The sequence below is a fragment of the Pilosibacter fragilis genome (genome assembly GCF_032490495.1).
GTDB classification, from domain to species: Bacteria; Bacillota; Clostridia; order Lachnospirales; family Lachnospiraceae; genus Pilosibacter; species Pilosibacter fragilis.
The window spans coordinates 25,631-41,774 of sequence record NZ_JAVYJB010000007.1 but is presented as its reverse complement, the minus strand read 5'-3'; the positions used below and the strand labels follow the sequence as shown (position 1 = coordinate 41,774).

Genomic DNA, 16,144 nt, shown 5'->3' with positions numbered 1-16,144 from the left:
TCCCGGATACCGGGGATGCGGATCTTCCTTTTTTATTCTATTTTACCTGTTCCACGAAACTATCGGATCCACGCAGATCTCAGGCAGATCCCGATCATTCTAATTCTTTTAAGATCGACTCCCCGATCATATTCTCCGCTTTTTTAAGCCCGAAGTTATCGAGCACCGTCGCGCCGATGACACCAAAGGTCTTCTGTTCCTCAAACATTCCCTTCTCTTTCATAGATGGGGAGTAGGCAATAAATGGAACTTTTTCTCTCGTATGGTCTGTTCCCGTGTAAGTCGGATCATTCCCGTGATCCGCCGTGATCATCAAAAGATCACCTTCCCGGAGGTTTTCAAGGAGTTCGCCAAGCTTCACATCAAAGCGCTCCAGTTCTTCCCCATAACCCACCGGATTTCTCCTGTGGCCCCAGAGGGCATCGAAATCCACGAGATTCACAAAGCAGAGTCCCTTGAAATCCTTATCTTTGCAGATTTCAATAGTCTGTTCCATTCCGTGGACGGAGCTCTTGGAGCGGAATGCCTCCGTGATGCCCTGGCCGTCAAAGATATCGCGGATCTTTCCGACGGAGATCACATCGTATCCGTTGTCCTTTAAGATATCGAGCGCCGTTGTCCCGGTCGGCTTTAACGCGTAGTCATGGCGATTGCTGGTGCGGACAAACTCTCCCTTTTTCTTTCCAACATACGGTCTCGCGATGACGCGGCCCACGCGCCACTCTTCCTTCATCGTAATCTCTCTTGCGATCCCGCAGCATCGGTACAGCTCGTCGAGACCAAATGTTTCCTCATTTCCGCAGATCTGTAGAACTGAATCCGCGGAGGTGTAGACGATCATGTGGCCTGTGGCGATCTCCTCCTCGCCGAGTTCGTCCAGGATCGCGGTTCCGCTGGCGCTCTTATTTCCTATTACTTTGTGACCGGTGCGTTTTTCCAGCTCCTCGATCAGCTCCTTCGGGAAACCGTGATCCGTGAAGGTCTTAAACGGTTTCGTCGTGTAGATTCCCATCATCTCCCAGTGTCCGGTCATAGTGTCCTTGCCGTTGCTGGCCTCGGAGAACTTTGTGAAGCGGCCCGTCGGCTCTTCCACCGGGGCAACTCCCTTTAATGGTCTTAAGTTCGCGATTCCAAGCTTCTGGAGATTCGGGATATGGAACCCCTTCATGTGTTCCGCGATATGTCCCAAGGTATCCACGCCCACGTCACCAAACTTTTCGGAATCCGGCATAGCGCCGGTTCCCAAGGAATCTATGACGATCGTAAAAATCCGATTATATTTCGGCATCTAAATCTCCCCCTTTCTTTTTCGCCTGTTCCACAAGGCGGCTCGTTCCGAGACGGTCAGCGCCGAGGAGGACAAACTCCCTCGCGTCGTTGAAATCGGTGATTCCTCCTGCTGCCTTGATCTTCTTTCCGGCAGTCATATGGGCCTTCATAAGCGCCACATCCGGCTTTGTAGCCCCTGCGGCAGAAAATCCAGTGGACGTCTTGATAAAGTCCGCTCCAGAAGCAGCTACAGTCTCACACATCTTTATCTTCTCCTCATCCGTGAGAAGGCAGGTCTCGATGATGACCTTTAAAATGTGATCTCCGCAGGCCTCTTTTAAGGCATTGATCTCCGCCAGGACCTTATCGTACTGTCCCATCCTGACCCAGCCGATGTTGATCACCATGTCAATCTCTTCCGCTCCGTCTTTTAACGCCTCTTTCGTCTCAAAGACTTTCACAGACGTCGTGTTGTACCCGTTCGGGAATCCGATGACGGTACAGACGGGCATCTTCCCATCCAGATATTCTGCCGCCTGCTTTACGTAGGACGGCGGGATGCAGACGGATGCGGTTCCATATTTTACCGCGTCATCGCAGATCTCCCTGATCTGTTCCCAGGTGGACGGCTGTTTTAACAGTGTATGATCAACTTTCTTCAATATATCTCTGTATGTCATATTTTCTCTTACATCCTTTCCAGTGTGCCTTCTATTTTTCCAGTGCTTTCCCCGTAAAGCCTAACGGTAGCAGCTCTTTCAGGAGGTAATCCCGGATCTCCCCGTCTCCATTCATAAGGACGATCCGAAAGGTCTCCGGGTCACAAAACTCTGCCATCACCTGGCGGCAGACGCCGCAGGGTGCGCAGAAATCTTTCGGTTCTTTTCCCTTCGGACCGCCCACGATGGCGATCGCCCGAAAGTCCATATTTCCCTCGCTGACAGCCTTAAACATCGCCGTCCGCTCCGCACAGTTTGTCGCCGGATACGCCGCGTTTTCGATATTGCAGCCGCGAAAAATCGTTCCGTCCCCGCATAGAAGCGCTGCTCCCACCGCAAAGCTGGAATATGGGCAGTAGGACTGTTTTCTTGCTTCCAGAGCTTCCCTTACCAGTTCTTTATTTTCCATGAATTTCCTCCCTCCAGGTTTGAAAATCCGAATATATTTTCTTCCTTTAACATACCATAAAGCCGAAACAATGTCAAAAGTCTTACCGCCCTCTTACATTTCTAAAGTGTTCCTTACTTTTCGATAAAAATTTACCAATGGGGGTTGAAACCCCACTTTTAAAGTGTTATAATTTGGCAACGCAAGAGAAATATGACAAAAGTATTACAGAGCAGGCCTATAAATATGATGCCTGTTCCGAAAGTAAAGGAGGTCATCCTTTTGAAAAAGCTGATAAGAAAATATGGGCATGTATGGATGCTGTCCTATGCATTCATCTATATCCCCTGGTTTGCAAGACTTCAGGAAAACATCAACAAACCTTACCACGTCATGCACACGGCACTCGATGATATGATTCCTTTCGAAGAGATCTTTATCGTACCTTATCTGATGTGGTTTTTATATGTAGCAGCCACCATCGCATTTTTCTTCTTTCGGAATCGTGATGACTATTACAGGCTCTGCACCTTCCTTTTCACAGGAATGACGATCAGTCTTCTCGTCTGCACCCTGTTCCCGAACGGAACGGACTTCCGTCCAGCGATCGATCCGGATAAAAATATTTTCTGCTACCTGGTATCGAGACTCTGGAGCATTGATCCGTGCATCAACGTCTTCCCGAGCATCCATGTATACAACTCCGTCGGTGTCCACATCGCGGTCTGCCACAGCGAAGAATTAAAGAAACATCCGATGATCATCGGGGCATCCGGCGTTCTGATGGTTCTGATCTGCCTGGCAACAATGTTCTTAAAGCAGCACTCCGTGATCGATGTGGTCGGCGCGCTCCTCATGGCATCCGTCATCTACCCGATTGCTTATGCACCGGAGGCGGAAAAGAAGAAAAAATACGAGACGAGCTTCTAAAATATAATAACTTCAAACCTGTGCAGGATAGTTTTTACGGCTGTCCTGCATTTTTTGTTGCTGTTTTTGCTGTTTTTCTAACTTTCATATTCACAGGAGACCTCTACCTCCTGCCTCTTTCGAATGCATGACAGCAAAAACAGCCGTCCTCTTTACCCGCCATATAAGCACACAAAAGAACAGCTGTCTTTACTTTTTATCTGACTATTGCTTTCTATATCCCGTCGTAAAATCCACCACATTCCGGTACGGCGTTCCGTTCGCCCAGGCCGCGAGATTTTCTCCCGCGATCCGGATGATCCGCTCAAATGTCTCCGGGAGGAAAAAATTACCTGCCACATGAGGCGTGATCACAAGGTTCTCAAGCTCCCACAACGGGCTGTCCGCCGGAAGCGGTTCCGGCTCCGTAACATCGAGACCACAGCCGCCGAGATGTCCATCTTTTAAAACTTTATAAAGTCCATCCGGATCGATGGCGTTTCCGCGGCCCACATTGATGAGGTATGCGCCCTTTTTCATCAGGCGGAGTCTTCTCTCATCCATGATGTGGTTCGTAGCGCTTCCGCCCGGAAGGACCATGGCAACAATATCTGCCCTGCCTAAGAGCGTATCCAGATCATCCATCGTGTGCTGCTCATCCAGGTAATCCGGCTTATTCCGGTTCGTACGGCGGACACCGATCACATGGGCGCCCAGCGCGTGGACCTTTCTCGCGTAATCCCCGCCGATATCGCCCAGACCCAGGACAAGGATCGTGGAACCTTCCACGGAAATGATATTTCCCATGGCTTTCCATACATGCTCTGCCTGATTGGCATGATACTGGTTTAAACGTCTGATCAGGTCGAACGTAAGACCCAGCATATGCTCGGAGACCGCGAGTCCGTAAGCACCTGTGGCGTTTGCGAGCACTGCTCCCTCCGGCATCACACCGGCCTTGATATAGAGATCTGCCCCAGCAGAATTTAACTGGAGCAGCTCCAGGTTCTTCGTGCCGGAGAGCAGGGATGGATCTACGTTTCCGATGATAACATTTGCCCGTTCCGCGTCCTCCTTTGTGACTTCCTCGCCGCTCACATATCGGATGCAGCAGTTCTTGTCACCTGAGGCGGCTTTTTCTTCAAGGAACTTCTTGTGATCCTCGTTTACCGGGATCACCACCAGAATGTTTTTCTCTAAATCCGCCATGTGTAATCCTCTCCAATCGGTCTTGTCGCTTCTTTTAACCACTCGTTCTCTTCCTCAGTCATATACGGGGAAAGCTTCTCGCAGACTTCTTTATGGTACGCGTTCAGCATTCTCACATCAGACGGCTCCATAACGGAAATATCCACCGCATCGAGATCGATGGGCGCAAATGTCATATTCTCGAAGCACATGAACTGACCGTACTCATTCTTCTCTGCCTTTCTGCAGAGGGACAGGTTCTCAGTACGGATTCCGTGGCTGCCCTCGATGTAAAGACCCGGCTCGTCGGATGTGAGCATGCCCTCCTCCAGAACGCAGGAATCCTGACGCTCCGGAACGATGCGCCAGCGGATGCCGTTCGGTCGCTCATGGACAGCGGATAAGAAGCCAACGCCATGTCCGGTACCGTGGTTGAAGTCGAAACCCCGCTCCCAGAGCGGTCCTCTCGCAAGGTAATCCACATTGAGACCCCGGCAGCCGTATAAAAATTTCGCGTTCATCAGGCGGAGCATTCCCATCATGACAAGTGTAAAGTGTTCCTTCATCTCGTCTGTCACATGACCGACCGCGATGGTTCTTGTGACGTCCGTGGTTCCCTCATAGTACTGTCCGCCAGAGTCTACCAGATAGAAGCCATCTGTTCCCACCGGGCTCTCCTGCTCCTTTGTCGCATGGTAGTGGCACATCGCCGCGTTGGAGCCGAATGCGGAGATCGTCGTGAAGCTCGGTCCGAGGTAACCTTCCTGGGCCTTGCGGTAATCCTCCAGGCGCTCTGCGGCCTCTGTCTCTGTGAGTTCCACTTTTCCCGCGTTCTTCTTCATCCAGTACAGGAATTTCGTCAACGCCACGCCGTCCTTTAAATGAGCTTTGCGAAGGTTTTCCATCTCCACCGGGTTCTTCACTGCCTTCATCCGGGAAGTCGGGTTCATAGCCTCCACAATGCGGTTGGAGGCATCGATTTTCTTATAGAGGGCAAAGTTTACCTTACCCGGCTCTAAGAGGACCGTCTCGTTTCTGATCCCTGCCACCGCGTCGTAGATCGCGTCGTATTTTTCGATGGCGACATGATTCTCCTCAAAATAAGCGCGGAGCTCCGGGGAGAATTTGCGACTGTTAATAAAAAGTCTCGCCTCATCCTCTGTGATCAGGGTGAATGCCGGTGCCAGTACATTTCCGTCGTCGGAATTTTTGCGGATATTAAAGAGCCATGCCACATCGTCAAGGCTTGACAGGATGTGCACGGTCGCGTGTTCCTTCTTCATCGCGGTTCTGAGGCGGGCAAGCTTCTCCGCAACGGTCTCGCCTGCGTACTTCACGTCGAGGACCCACACCTCCGGTGCCGGAAGGATCGGGCGTTCTTCCCAGACCTCACCCGCAAGGTCATCGCCGACGGAAAGTGTGGCATGTTTCTCTGCCATCATGGTCTCAAATTTTCTTCCCTGGGCAGCATTTACCACGCGGCCGTCAAAGCCTAAAACGCCGCCTTCCGGCATATGGTCCATCAGGTATTCCTCAATGGTCGGGACGCCCTCCTCGCCCATCGCCATCAGACGTGTGTCCTGGCCTTCCAGCTCTTTCTTCGCCTGGACAAAATATCTTCCATCTGTCCACATGCCGGAAAAAGCCTGGGTGATCACCATGGTCCCCGCGGAACCTGTGAAGCCGGACAGGAATGCGCGGCATTTGAAATAATCCTCCACATACTCAGAATCGTGGAAATCGGAAGACGGAACATAGTACGCGTCCACATTTCTCACTTTCATCAGGGTCCTGAGTTCCCTCAAACGTTCATTTGCCATTTTTTTACCTCCATAAGCAGGAAAAGTTACCGCACACATCTTTGTGGACCGTAACTGTTTTCCTGAATATTTAATACCGATCAGGCTTGCGCCGCCGGGTCGTTCTCATAATAAGTCTGTGCAGATCCACATCCGCCTGCTGCTTACAGCAGCGGAATTCCCGCCTTATTCGCCTCCTCGCGGACCTCATCCGGCCACAAGGAAGACTGGATCTCACCGATATGGGCTTTTCTTAAGAAGAACATACAGATACGGGACTGTCCGATACCTCCGCCGATGGTGTATGGAAGCTCTCCGTTTAACAATGCCTTCTGGAATGCAAGCTTCTCGCGCTCCTCACAGCCTGCCGCCTTTAACTGCTCGTGCAGGGAGATCTCGTCCACACGGATACCCATGGAGCTTAACTCAAGGGCAATGTCGAGAACCGGATAGTAGACGATAATATCGCCGTTTAATTTCCAGTCATCATAGTCCGGAGCACGTCCATCGTGCGGCTCTCCGGATTTTAACTTTCCGCCGATCTGCTCGATAAACACAGCGCCGTGAAGCTTCACGATCTCATACTCTCTCTGCTTCGGGGTGAGATCCGGGTAGAGGTCCTCAAGCTCCTGGGATGTGATAAACTCGATGTGCTCCGGGAGAACACGGCCGATATAGTCGTACTCGTATGCCATATAGTCCTCTGTGATCTTTAATGCCTTATATACGGCACGGACAGTCTCTTCCAGTGTCCCGCGGGTTCTCTCCTCCTTCGTGATCACCTTTTCCCAGTCCCACTGGTCCACATAGATGGAGTGGATGTTATCGGTGTCCTCATCGCGGCGGATGGCGTTCATATCGGTGTATAAACCTTCACCCGGCTGGAAGCCGTACTGTTTCAACGCGTAACGTTTCCATTTTGCCAGGGAGTGGACAATCTCTGCCTTTCTTCCGCCTTCCTTAATATCGAAGGCAACCGGGCGCTCCACACCGTTCAAGTTATCATTTAATCCGGATTCCGGCGTTACAAATAACGGAGCGGAAACTCGGGTCAGATTTAACTGTTTTGTAAGTTCCTTCTGGAAGAAATCCTTCACGACCTTGATGGCGATCTGGGTCTCTTTTAAGTCAATATCCGGAGTATAACCGGCTGGTACAATAAAATTCATTGTCGTGCTCACCTTTCTATGCAGCATCCAATTTTCTGTCTTTTCCGCCGCCATAAAATTCCAAAACAGCGGCATTTTTCCTTTGCGCTTTATGCTGCCGGTATCCATCATATCATTATTTGGCGGAAAATGGAAGAAAAGTTTCATTCTTCCACACATTTCCCCAAAAACATGTTAAAATAGCTTTAACAGTTTAACATCAAAGGAGCGACCGAACATGAACATAGCGATCGTCGATGACCGAAAGACGGATTCTGACCGGCTTGTCGGATTTATTGATACATATGCGGAACAGCATAGGCTTCAGTGGGGGGCAATGGACCGTTTTTCCAGCGGGGAAGAGTTTTTGGGCGCGTTTACGGCCGGAAAGTATGATCTCATCTTCCTTGATATCTACATGGATGGCATCACCGGGATGGAGACGGCGAAGCGGATCCGGCGGGCGGATCATGGCTGCAGGATCATCTTTATCACCACCTCCCCTGAATTTGCCGTGGAGAGCTACGACGTGAGCGCATCCTTCTATCTCCTGAAACCTATTGAAAAGAACGGTGTGTTCGCTGCCCTCGACCGGTGCGGGCTCCAGGATGCTGAACGCACCAGGGCGGTGGAGGTTGCAACACATTTTGGAAAGACAGTTCTCCCGGTCCACGATATCTCCTACACCGAGTATGTCAGACGGCAGGTTCTCATACACCTTAAGAACGGGCAGGATATGGAAGTCTCCATGAGCCAGAAGGATTTCTCCGCCCTTCTGCTCCAGTATCCGTGGTTCTGCAACTGCATCAAGGGGATCCTCGTAAACTTTGAGGACGTGGATAAGCTTTTAGAAGACCGTTTTCTCTTAAAAAGCGGGATCCAGATCCCTATCAGCCGTCTGAAATACCGGAATGTGCGGGAGCAATTTCTTGAGTATTCCTATTCGAAAGTCCGGGGAGGTCAGTATGGCGGAACTGCTTATTAATGAATTTTTCAGCACTTATCCGTTCCACATGTTCGCGTATCTTCCGTTTCACACGAATCTGCGTTATCCGGGAAAAATAACGATCCTGCTCTCTGCCCTTGCGGAGATCATATATCTGGCAGTCTTCGCGATACTGGTCCATGCGGGGTTTCCAGCCGTATCTGTACAGTATCTTGCGATTCCCATTCTGGGATTTTTTCTCTACCATCTGGTTCAGGCAAACATCGGAATCGTCACGTTCCAGTACACCTTTGTCCTTGACTACCTCATGGTGATCCGCGCCTCCTCCTTTTTTATATGCAGACAGTTTCTGCACTGCGGATTCTACACCTGGCAGTCCGGCGTCACTACGTTACTCCTGGTGCTCCTCACCACCCGGTTTATGATAAAGCGGCTCACAGAGATCATCGACAGTCTCTCCGCGATCCAGGCGCCTGCAATCTGGAAAACCGCATGGCTTCTTCCATTTTCCGCCACGATGATCATCTTCCTTCTCACCGGCAATATCCGGGATGGGAATTTTGATCAGGCAGACCTTTTCGCCAGAGTCCTGCTGCTCGTCTGCATGTTCCTCATCAGCCACACGCTGATCATGCTCCTGCGCTTCTTTAAGGACCAGGCAGAAGCCGCGGCAAAATCGGAGACCATGGAAAAGCTCCTGGAGATCCAGTCAGACCAATACAGCCTTCTCACCGCCAGGATCCAGGACAACCGCCGGGCAAGGCACGATTTCCGCCAGCATCTGGCCGTCATCAGGGACTGCGCCGACCGCGGGGATCTCGCCTCCCTGAAAAATTATCTGAACAATTACGAAAACATGTTCCCGATCCAGGAGGTCCGCACCTACTGCAAAAACTACGCAGTCAACGCGATCCTCTCCTTCTACGCGGAAAAGGCAGAAAAAAACGGGATCTCCATGCAGGTCACCATCCAGATGGCTGACCCGCCGGTGATCCCGGAAACGGAATTCTGTGTTCTAGTCGGAAATTTACTGGAAAACGCAGTGGACGCCTGCGCGGATACCGATGCGGAGATCCAGTCTTTCATCCGACTCCATGTAGTCCAGACCGGCTCCTCCATGCTCTCCATCACCGCCGACAACACCAGCTCCGGAAGTCCGAACTGGTCCGGAGATAAGCTGCTTTCCACAAAGCACTCCGGCTACGGCATTGGAACGGAGTCTATCCGCATGATCGCAGAGCGGTACAGCGGGGACGCGAGATTTAGGTGGAAAGACGGAATATTCTACGCGTCTGTGATGTTAAATCCGCAGGTTTGACCGCTGAGACCGGATTTTCGACCTCTGTTATCTCCTGATGACAATTTCATATCAGTACCTTCAGCTTTTATATGCCCTGAACGAATCATCCCGATTTTGGTCTTACATCCCCGGCACATACACGCCGCTCTCATTCACATAGAGCCCGTCCGGCGTCCTCCCGCTCTTATACATGGCTCCGCTCACCGGATCCAGATAGTAGGACTTGTTGTACAGGGTGATCCATCCTGTGGCCATATATCCGTCCTCCCGGAAATAGTACCACTTTCCGCTGATGTAGAGCCACTCTGCCGCCGCCCATGTGCCATCACCGTAGTCCCACCACCATCTGCCGTCAGCGCTCTGCTTCCAGGAGCCTGCGGCGTAGGATCCGATCTCCCCTGAGCGGACCCAGGCGCTCTTCGTGTTGTTTGTGGACTTCACGGAGCGGACCTCAAAGCTGTAGGATCCAGAGGTTCCCATCAGTCTCGAAAAATCGTACTTCGTTCCGTAGATCGTAAACTCGTCCCCCGTGAGACTGCCGTCCTTTAAGAGGCGGAGCTGGTAATATTTCGCCCCGCTGACCGCTGACCATATTCCCGTTCCGTAGGCATTCGGAGACCAGGCCACACCTGTGGGCGCCTTGACGGTACTTGTGGTGGATGCGGTGGTTTTCTTATCGAATGTCAGGCGGAACGTCAGCTCGACGGTACTTCTGTCATTTTTCTTTACCGCCTTCACGTACTCCGCTTTTCCGTATCCGTTTTTTGCGGAATCGGACAGTGTCAGGCGAAAGTCCTTTGAGGCTGTCCCGGAGAAATAATAATGATCCTCGTCCGCTACCTCCAGCGTCACCGTGATCTTCGGTGGATTGGACTCCGTATAGCCGTTTCCGTCGTTATTTTCGATATAAATGTTATCTACATAGTAAAGATCTGTATTATCCCCGTAGGGCGTCACTGTGACGTCCTCAGAGTCATTTTTAAGTCCCACAGTGCTGTCGATGGTCAGATATATCTTTCCGACCGCTGTCTTGCTGGCTGCAAAAGCCGGAAACGCCGCAGTCACTGCCAGAACCGCCGCCAGCAGAAATCCCGCAATCTTCTTTCCAAATTTTTTCATGTCTTCTCCTTCCCGTAAGAAGTTCTTCCACTCGCTTCTCTTTATCCCCTCATATACCAGTTTGTGCAGAAAAACGTCCATGCAGAACAATTCTGCCGTACATCCTCCTGCACAAATCCGTCAAATATTCTTTCATTATCTGTTCTTAAAGATCTCAATGATCGCCCTGACCATCTGGACCAGCATGTTCCACATTCTCTCAAGCGGGTTCACATCCGCCTTCGCTGTCTCCGCATCGAGAAGCTCCGCGTCATCGTCCACGCTGATCTCCTCGGTTCTCATGATGATCTGCAGGGTGTTCGGCTCCGCGTTCTCATCGGAAGTGAAGGAAACCTTCTCCGCGTTTGGATCCATATTTAAGAAATTGTTGTCGTCCTCCATGTCGTTCCACTCATTGTCCATGGTGTCCTTCATAGTCCGGCCGGCCTTTCTCATGGAGCTGGTGCTGTCGAGGACGCTTAAACTCTTGTCGAGGACATTCAAACTTCCCTTGATGGAGTCCTTCGCCGCCGCGTCAAGGCTGTCCGCGCTGGCACGGACGGTATTCTGTACCAGAGTCAGGGAATCCGTGCTCTTATTAAGGGCATCCGTGGTTCGGTTTACGAGCTCCCCGGAATCATCCAGGGCTGACTGGAGATCCGGGTAATACACATCCAGGGAGTCCTTTAACGCCTTCACATCCTCGATCAGATAGTCCATCTGGTCTGTGGTCTGTGCCAGGTATTTTGATGTATTGGATACATCGTCGAGCATATCTGCTGTATCTGCCACAAGGGCATTGCTGGAGGAAGCCACCTGGCGGAGCGCTTTCTCCTTCTGCTTTAAGATTCCGATAAGTTCCTGGGCATTCAGCATTCCCGCATGTCCGGCGGAGGTGTCTGCTCCCGCTGCTGCCGCTGCCAGTGCCTGGGTATCTTCATCCCCTGCCTCACCGTTGCAGTAATCTGCGATCGCGTCCTGCATGGACTCCTGGGCAGAAGCCAGGTTTTTGATAAACTCCAGAACGCTCTGCTGAAGCTGTGTGTCAAGCTTTTTGATCAGCTGAACGGAAGCGACTACGTTTCCAATACTGCCGGACGCGCCCTCAGAGCTATCCCTTAAGCCCCGTAAGCTCGTGTCCAGTCTGCGGATCGGCTCCTGCATGTTTCCGAGTGTGTTGACAACGTCTGTCATGCTGTTGTGGGCAACCTCGGAGGCATCCTTTGCAGTCTGGATATACGGAACGATGGTTCCAAGCTGCTCGGAGAGCGCCGTCAGGGAAGCCAGTGTCTGGTCATTGCTGTCCAGGATCTCGTCCTTGGAACCGCTGATGACGCCTCTCGCGCTCTCCGCCTCATTTAAGCCCTGGCGCAGCTCGTTGACGCCGCTTCTCATGGCCTCGACGGAAGCCGCCATCTGGTCCATGCTGTCGTATAACTGGTCACCGGCATCCTTCCAGGTGTCCTTGGCGTCCTTCAGGTCAACGATGTGCTCTAAGTCTTTCACCGTTCCCGGAACCATCGCCATGATGACACCGGAGGTCTCAAACTTGTCGCTGCCAATGCGGATCGTGTAATCGCCCTCCTCGCCCGGAAGCGCCGTGTACATGATCGCGGTCTGGGAACCGAGGCTCTGGGTCTGGGAATCTTCCGCTTCCACACTGTAGCACTTGCTCATATCAACAAGCATCGCTACCACTAACATCATATTGTTCTTATAGTAATCTCTCGCCGCCTCATTCGGTGTCGCTGTCACATGTACCTCCACCAGACCGGAAGCACCCGCAAGCTTCTCAGCGTCCGTCGGGACGCCGTTTAATTTGTAGGACACATCCATGGTCCACGGAAGTGTCACCGCGTCCTTATCGATCGCTCCCTTATAGTAGAAATATCCCTTGGTGTCCGCCGGGAGATTCCATGTGACCTTTCCGTCACTGATCTCCGGAGCTGTGTTGTTGGTCATATTTGTCACATCAAGATAATTTCCATAATCCGTAAAGCTTGTGAGACCATTTAAGCTCACACCCTTCACGACATTCACCTTATCAACGGAACCATAGTAATCCAGGTTCACGTACATCGCTTCATCGACGCTCACAGACGCCTCTGCCGCATAGACCGGCGCAGAAACAAGGCTGGTGCAGAGTGTGACAGCCGCCATGCCCGCTGCCATGATCCTTCTATTTTTCTGTCTCATCACCGTTCTCCTCCATTTCTTCTCTATCTGTCAATTCCGGCTCCGATTCCCTGCTGGCCGCCGCCTCGTTCTCATCGTCCTCGTAGGGATCTCCGCCTTCATCTGTACTCTCTTCTGTCTCGTCCCCGTTCTTTCCGGAACGTCTCTTCTCTCTCTGGTTCTTCACACGGCGGTGCAGGCGTCTCGCAAGAGCTGCCGCCGGTTTCTCGCCGACGATAAAATTGTCAAATAATGTTAACAGCAACGGAAGCACCGTCAGTACCAGCACAAGGCTGAACAGTCCGCCTCGTCCGATCAGGTGTCCCAGGTCCGCGATGGCCGTTGTGGACGAGATCATATACACGATATATCCGGCCAGCGTGATGATGGATCCGGAAGTAAAAATCGAGGAACAGGACGCTGCGACGGCCTCCACACATGCCTTTTTCTTCGGCAGCGTCTTTCTCTTCGCCAGGTAGTTGTTTGCAAGCAGGATCGAGTAATCGACCGTGGCACCCAGCTGGATACTGCTGACGATGATATAACCCATGTACACCATCTCGACACCCTGGAAATACGGCATCGCCATGTTGATGAAGATCGCCACCTCGATGGGAATGATGACGAGGATCGGCATGACAGCCGACTTGAAGCTCATCATGACGACGAGGAATACGCCCGCCAGGGACAGAACATTTACATTCTCATAGTCCTTTACGATGAAGGACTTGATATCCTGGGTGGACGGAGTCTCACCGACGAGATAGCTTCCTTCCGGGTAATACTTCTTTACGATCTCCTGGATCGCGTCGGAGTCCTTGAATGCCTCGGCACTCTCGGTCTTCGTTCTCGTGTAGATCAGCATCCGGCAATAGCCGTCTTTATGTAAGAGCTCCACCGTGGACTTCGGGAGAAACTCTTCCGGGATCCCCTCCGGCAACGTATCCGCTAAAGCTGTAACGTTCTTTACATAGGATAGATCCTTGATCTCCTTCGCCATGGCCCGCTCATTGACCTCCGATGTGTTCGGATAGAGGGCGAGCAGCATGTTGCTTCGGCCGAAGATCTTCGTGATCTGCTGGTCATCTTCATAAACCTGTGTTCCCTCCGAGGCACCCATGGAGTCGTTTCCGTAAAGGAAATCGTTCAGGCCCTGGGCCGTGTATGCAAGCGGTGTCACGAGGACGATCACCGCGAACACGATGGGACGGATCCGGTAGATCGCTTTTCCAAGTCCGTGGAAATCCGGCATAAAGGAACGGTGCTTTGTCTTCTCATTGAGCTTCGCGAACTTCAGGATCATCGCCGGCATGAAGAAGACGACTGTCAGCAAGCTGAATACGATACCTTTTGCCAGGACAAGACCCAAGTCAAATCCGATGGAGAACTTCATCGTCACAAGGGCCAAGAAGCCGACGACTGTCGTCAGGCTGCTGGCGAAGATGGAATTGATCGCCTCCTGAACGGCGTTGATGATCGCGTCCTCCTCGTTCATTCCCTGCTTTCTGTAGTTCATGAACGCGTCAAGCAGGAAGATCGAGTAGTCCATGGATGTTGCCAGCTGCAGGATGATCGACACGTTTTCCGTCAGGAACGAGACGGTTCCGATAAAGATGTTCGTTCCCTTATTAAGCAGGACAGCGACGCCCATAACCAACAGGAATAATATCGGTTCCGTCCATGCCGTTGTCGTCACGGAAAGCACAGCGAAGATCATGATCACCGCCACAACGAGGATCTTGCTCATCTCGCTTGCCATGGACTCTGTCATGGATTTGTTCTGGACCGCCATGCCGACGTAGCATCCTTTGTCCCCTAAGAGATCCTTGATCTCGTCGATGGCAGTGGAGGTTCGGGTGGAATCACTCTCCTCCACAAATGTGATATCGTAGACCGCATTCCGGTCTTTGTAATAATCCTTGATCTCACTCTCATCAATGAAGTCTTCACCGGCATAGATATTTACCGTGCTGTCGCACCATAAGACCTGGTCCACGCCATCGATATCGGCGATCTCATCTTTATATTGCTTCGCCTCGTACAGCGAGACGTCCTTCACCATGACCCGCGCCGTTCCGGGATAACCGAACTTATCACGCATAACGTCAAGTCCGATAGCGGATTCCGCCGTTTCTGGAAGATATTTCGTCAGGTCATAGTTTACATTTACAAAGTTCATCGTCAAAAGCGAGAGCAGGCAGCCGATCACGAAGACCGACTCGATCCAGCCGCGTTTATGGATGATAAATGACGCGAGCATGTAGGAAAAGCCGCCGTTCTGGTTCTTTTTCTTTTCTTTATGCCCGCGGAACATGTTTTTTATTTTCTCTCCCATGTCTTCTCTCCTTATATTCCCTGTCCGTAACTGTTCAGTACCCACACAGGTCATTTTCCGTCACCGTCCACATTCCTACCGTTCCAGAACCACCATGTAATAGTCCTTTCCATTCTGGTTTTCATGGGCAATTCCCATTCTGCGGTAGTATTCCAGGGAATATTTTTTATCGTCCTTCCGGTCGAATTTTTCCTGCATCCGGATCATAACAGAATCATACGGATCGTATGTCTCCTCAGGGCCCCAGAGGTACATCTCAAAAAATGTGGCACTCTTTCGCTCCGGAAATGCTGTCTTTACGTAATCGCTTACGGTTCCCTCTCCCGGGATCGTATTTTTGCTCTTGGAATATCCCTTTTCCATAGCGGAAGAAAGTCTTGCCTTTGCGATATCGCAGAGATCCATGTCGAGGACAAATGTGGCGCGTCCATCGTAAAACTCCACATCCCCGTTGTCGTAATCATCCTCCGCCTCCGGATAAGTGTCAAAAAACAGGTCGCTCTTCTCATCATTCATATCATCAAAGAGTTCCTGTTCCTTCTGATCCAGCACGTATACAGGATACGCGCCGCCCTGCGTATTCGGGGTTTTCCGCGCATAGGACAGCGTCCCGTCCTTTGTAAACGTGTAGCATGTATTCTCATCTTCTATAAAATCTGTGCTCCAGGCACCGTTTTCCATAAGGTAGTACCACTTTCCCGAGATCTGATTCCATCCCGGTACCGCTCCGAATGGCTCCGGAGCTGCCGCATATGCGGGAACTGCTGTCATTCCCGTGATCATGCAGAGGATCGCTGCCATTCTTCGTACTTCTCTTCTTCGGATCATATGATCGCCTCCGCTTTTTTCTTTCCTTTTCACTTGCAATAT

13 protein-coding genes are annotated in these 16,144 nt (G+C 51.4%); 3 read left to right on the top strand and 10 right to left on the bottom strand.

The features are described 5' to 3' along the window. Window positions 1–94: 94 nt before the first annotated feature. Genes ABCW45_RS08445 through cdd form a run of 3 tightly spaced genes read right to left on the bottom strand, consistent with a single transcriptional unit; the run spans window position 95 to window position 2,397 of the window. Window positions 95–1,288, bottom strand: a complete 1,194-nt coding sequence (locus ABCW45_RS08445; protein WP_343220644.1) for a phosphopentomutase — start codon at window positions 1,286–1,288, stop codon at window positions 95–97. Then, entirely contained in the window at window positions 1,275–1,949 is a 675-nt protein-coding gene (gene deoC / locus ABCW45_RS08440; RefSeq protein WP_117566490.1) for a deoxyribose-phosphate aldolase, read from the bottom strand. The genes ABCW45_RS08445 and deoC overlap by 14 nt, the downstream gene beginning before the upstream one ends. Before the next feature lie 31 nt (window positions 1,950–1,980). Continuing rightward, window positions 1,981–2,397, bottom strand: coding sequence for a cytidine deaminase (gene cdd, locus ABCW45_RS08435; protein WP_117513390.1), 417 nt, complete (start codon window positions 2,395–2,397; stop codon window positions 1,981–1,983). 261 nt (window positions 2,398–2,658) lie between these two features. On the opposite strand from cdd, the gene ABCW45_RS08430 reads away from it, so the two are divergent. Then, a complete protein-coding gene (locus ABCW45_RS08430) occupies window positions 2,659–3,306 on the top strand; it encodes a phosphatase PAP2 family protein (protein WP_343220643.1) in 648 nt (215 codons plus the stop codon). Window positions 3,307–3,510: 204 nt separating this feature from the next. Here the strand turns inward: ABCW45_RS08430 and ABCW45_RS08425 are convergent, their stop codons facing one another. The 3 genes from ABCW45_RS08425 to asnA all read right to left on the bottom strand — a co-directional run bounded on the left by ABCW45_RS08425 (window position 3,511) and on the right by asnA (window position 7,441). Continuing rightward, on the bottom strand, window positions 3,511–4,494 hold the full coding sequence (locus tag ABCW45_RS08425) for a D-2-hydroxyacid dehydrogenase (protein ID WP_117566489.1): 984 nt from the start codon (window positions 4,492–4,494) through the stop codon (window positions 3,511–3,513). Further along, window positions 4,482–6,293, bottom strand: a complete 1,812-nt coding sequence (locus ABCW45_RS08420; protein ID WP_117469723.1) for an aminopeptidase P family protein — start codon at window positions 6,291–6,293, stop codon at window positions 4,482–4,484. The genes ABCW45_RS08425 and ABCW45_RS08420 overlap by 13 nt, the downstream gene beginning before the upstream one ends. 143 nt (window positions 6,294–6,436) lie before the next feature. After that, entirely contained in the window at window positions 6,437–7,441 is a 1,005-nt protein-coding gene (gene asnA, locus ABCW45_RS08415) for an aspartate--ammonia ligase (RefSeq protein WP_117553021.1), read from the bottom strand. 217 nt (window positions 7,442–7,658) lie between these two features. On the opposite strand from asnA, the gene ABCW45_RS08410 reads away from it, so the two are divergent. Continuing rightward, window positions 7,659–8,405: a LytR/AlgR family response regulator transcription factor gene (locus ABCW45_RS08410; RefSeq protein ID WP_343220642.1), complete on the top strand. Its 747-nt coding sequence runs from the start codon at window positions 7,659–7,661 to the stop codon at window positions 8,403–8,405. After that, on the top strand, window positions 8,386–9,684 hold the full coding sequence (locus ABCW45_RS08405; RefSeq protein WP_181968499.1) for an ATP-binding protein: 1,299 nt from the start codon (window positions 8,386–8,388) through the stop codon (window positions 9,682–9,684). The genes ABCW45_RS08410 and ABCW45_RS08405 overlap by 20 nt, the downstream gene beginning before the upstream one ends. Before the next feature lie 102 nt (window positions 9,685–9,786). Here ABCW45_RS08405 and ABCW45_RS08400 read toward each other — a convergent pair whose 3' ends face one another. The 4 genes from ABCW45_RS08400 to ABCW45_RS08385 form a co-directional block, all read right to left on the bottom strand. Further along, window positions 9,787–10,785 (bottom strand): hypothetical protein, encoded by a 999-nt coding sequence (locus ABCW45_RS08400; RefSeq protein ID WP_117469910.1) that lies wholly within the window; start codon window positions 10,783–10,785, stop codon window positions 9,787–9,789. A gap of 135 nt (window positions 10,786–10,920) precedes the next feature. Then, window positions 10,921–12,960 (bottom strand): hypothetical protein, encoded by a 2,040-nt coding sequence (locus ABCW45_RS08395; protein WP_117469725.1) that lies wholly within the window; start codon window positions 12,958–12,960, stop codon window positions 10,921–10,923. Next, window positions 12,944–15,274 (bottom strand): efflux RND transporter permease subunit, encoded by a 2,331-nt coding sequence (locus ABCW45_RS08390; RefSeq protein WP_117484131.1) that lies wholly within the window; start codon window positions 15,272–15,274, stop codon window positions 12,944–12,946. The genes ABCW45_RS08395 and ABCW45_RS08390 overlap by 17 nt, the downstream gene beginning before the upstream one ends. 75 nt (window positions 15,275–15,349) lie before the next feature. Next, window positions 15,350–16,102, bottom strand: a complete 753-nt coding sequence (locus ABCW45_RS08385; protein ID WP_117553015.1) for a hypothetical protein — start codon at window positions 16,100–16,102, stop codon at window positions 15,350–15,352. Window positions 16,103–16,144 lie beyond the last annotated feature (42 nt).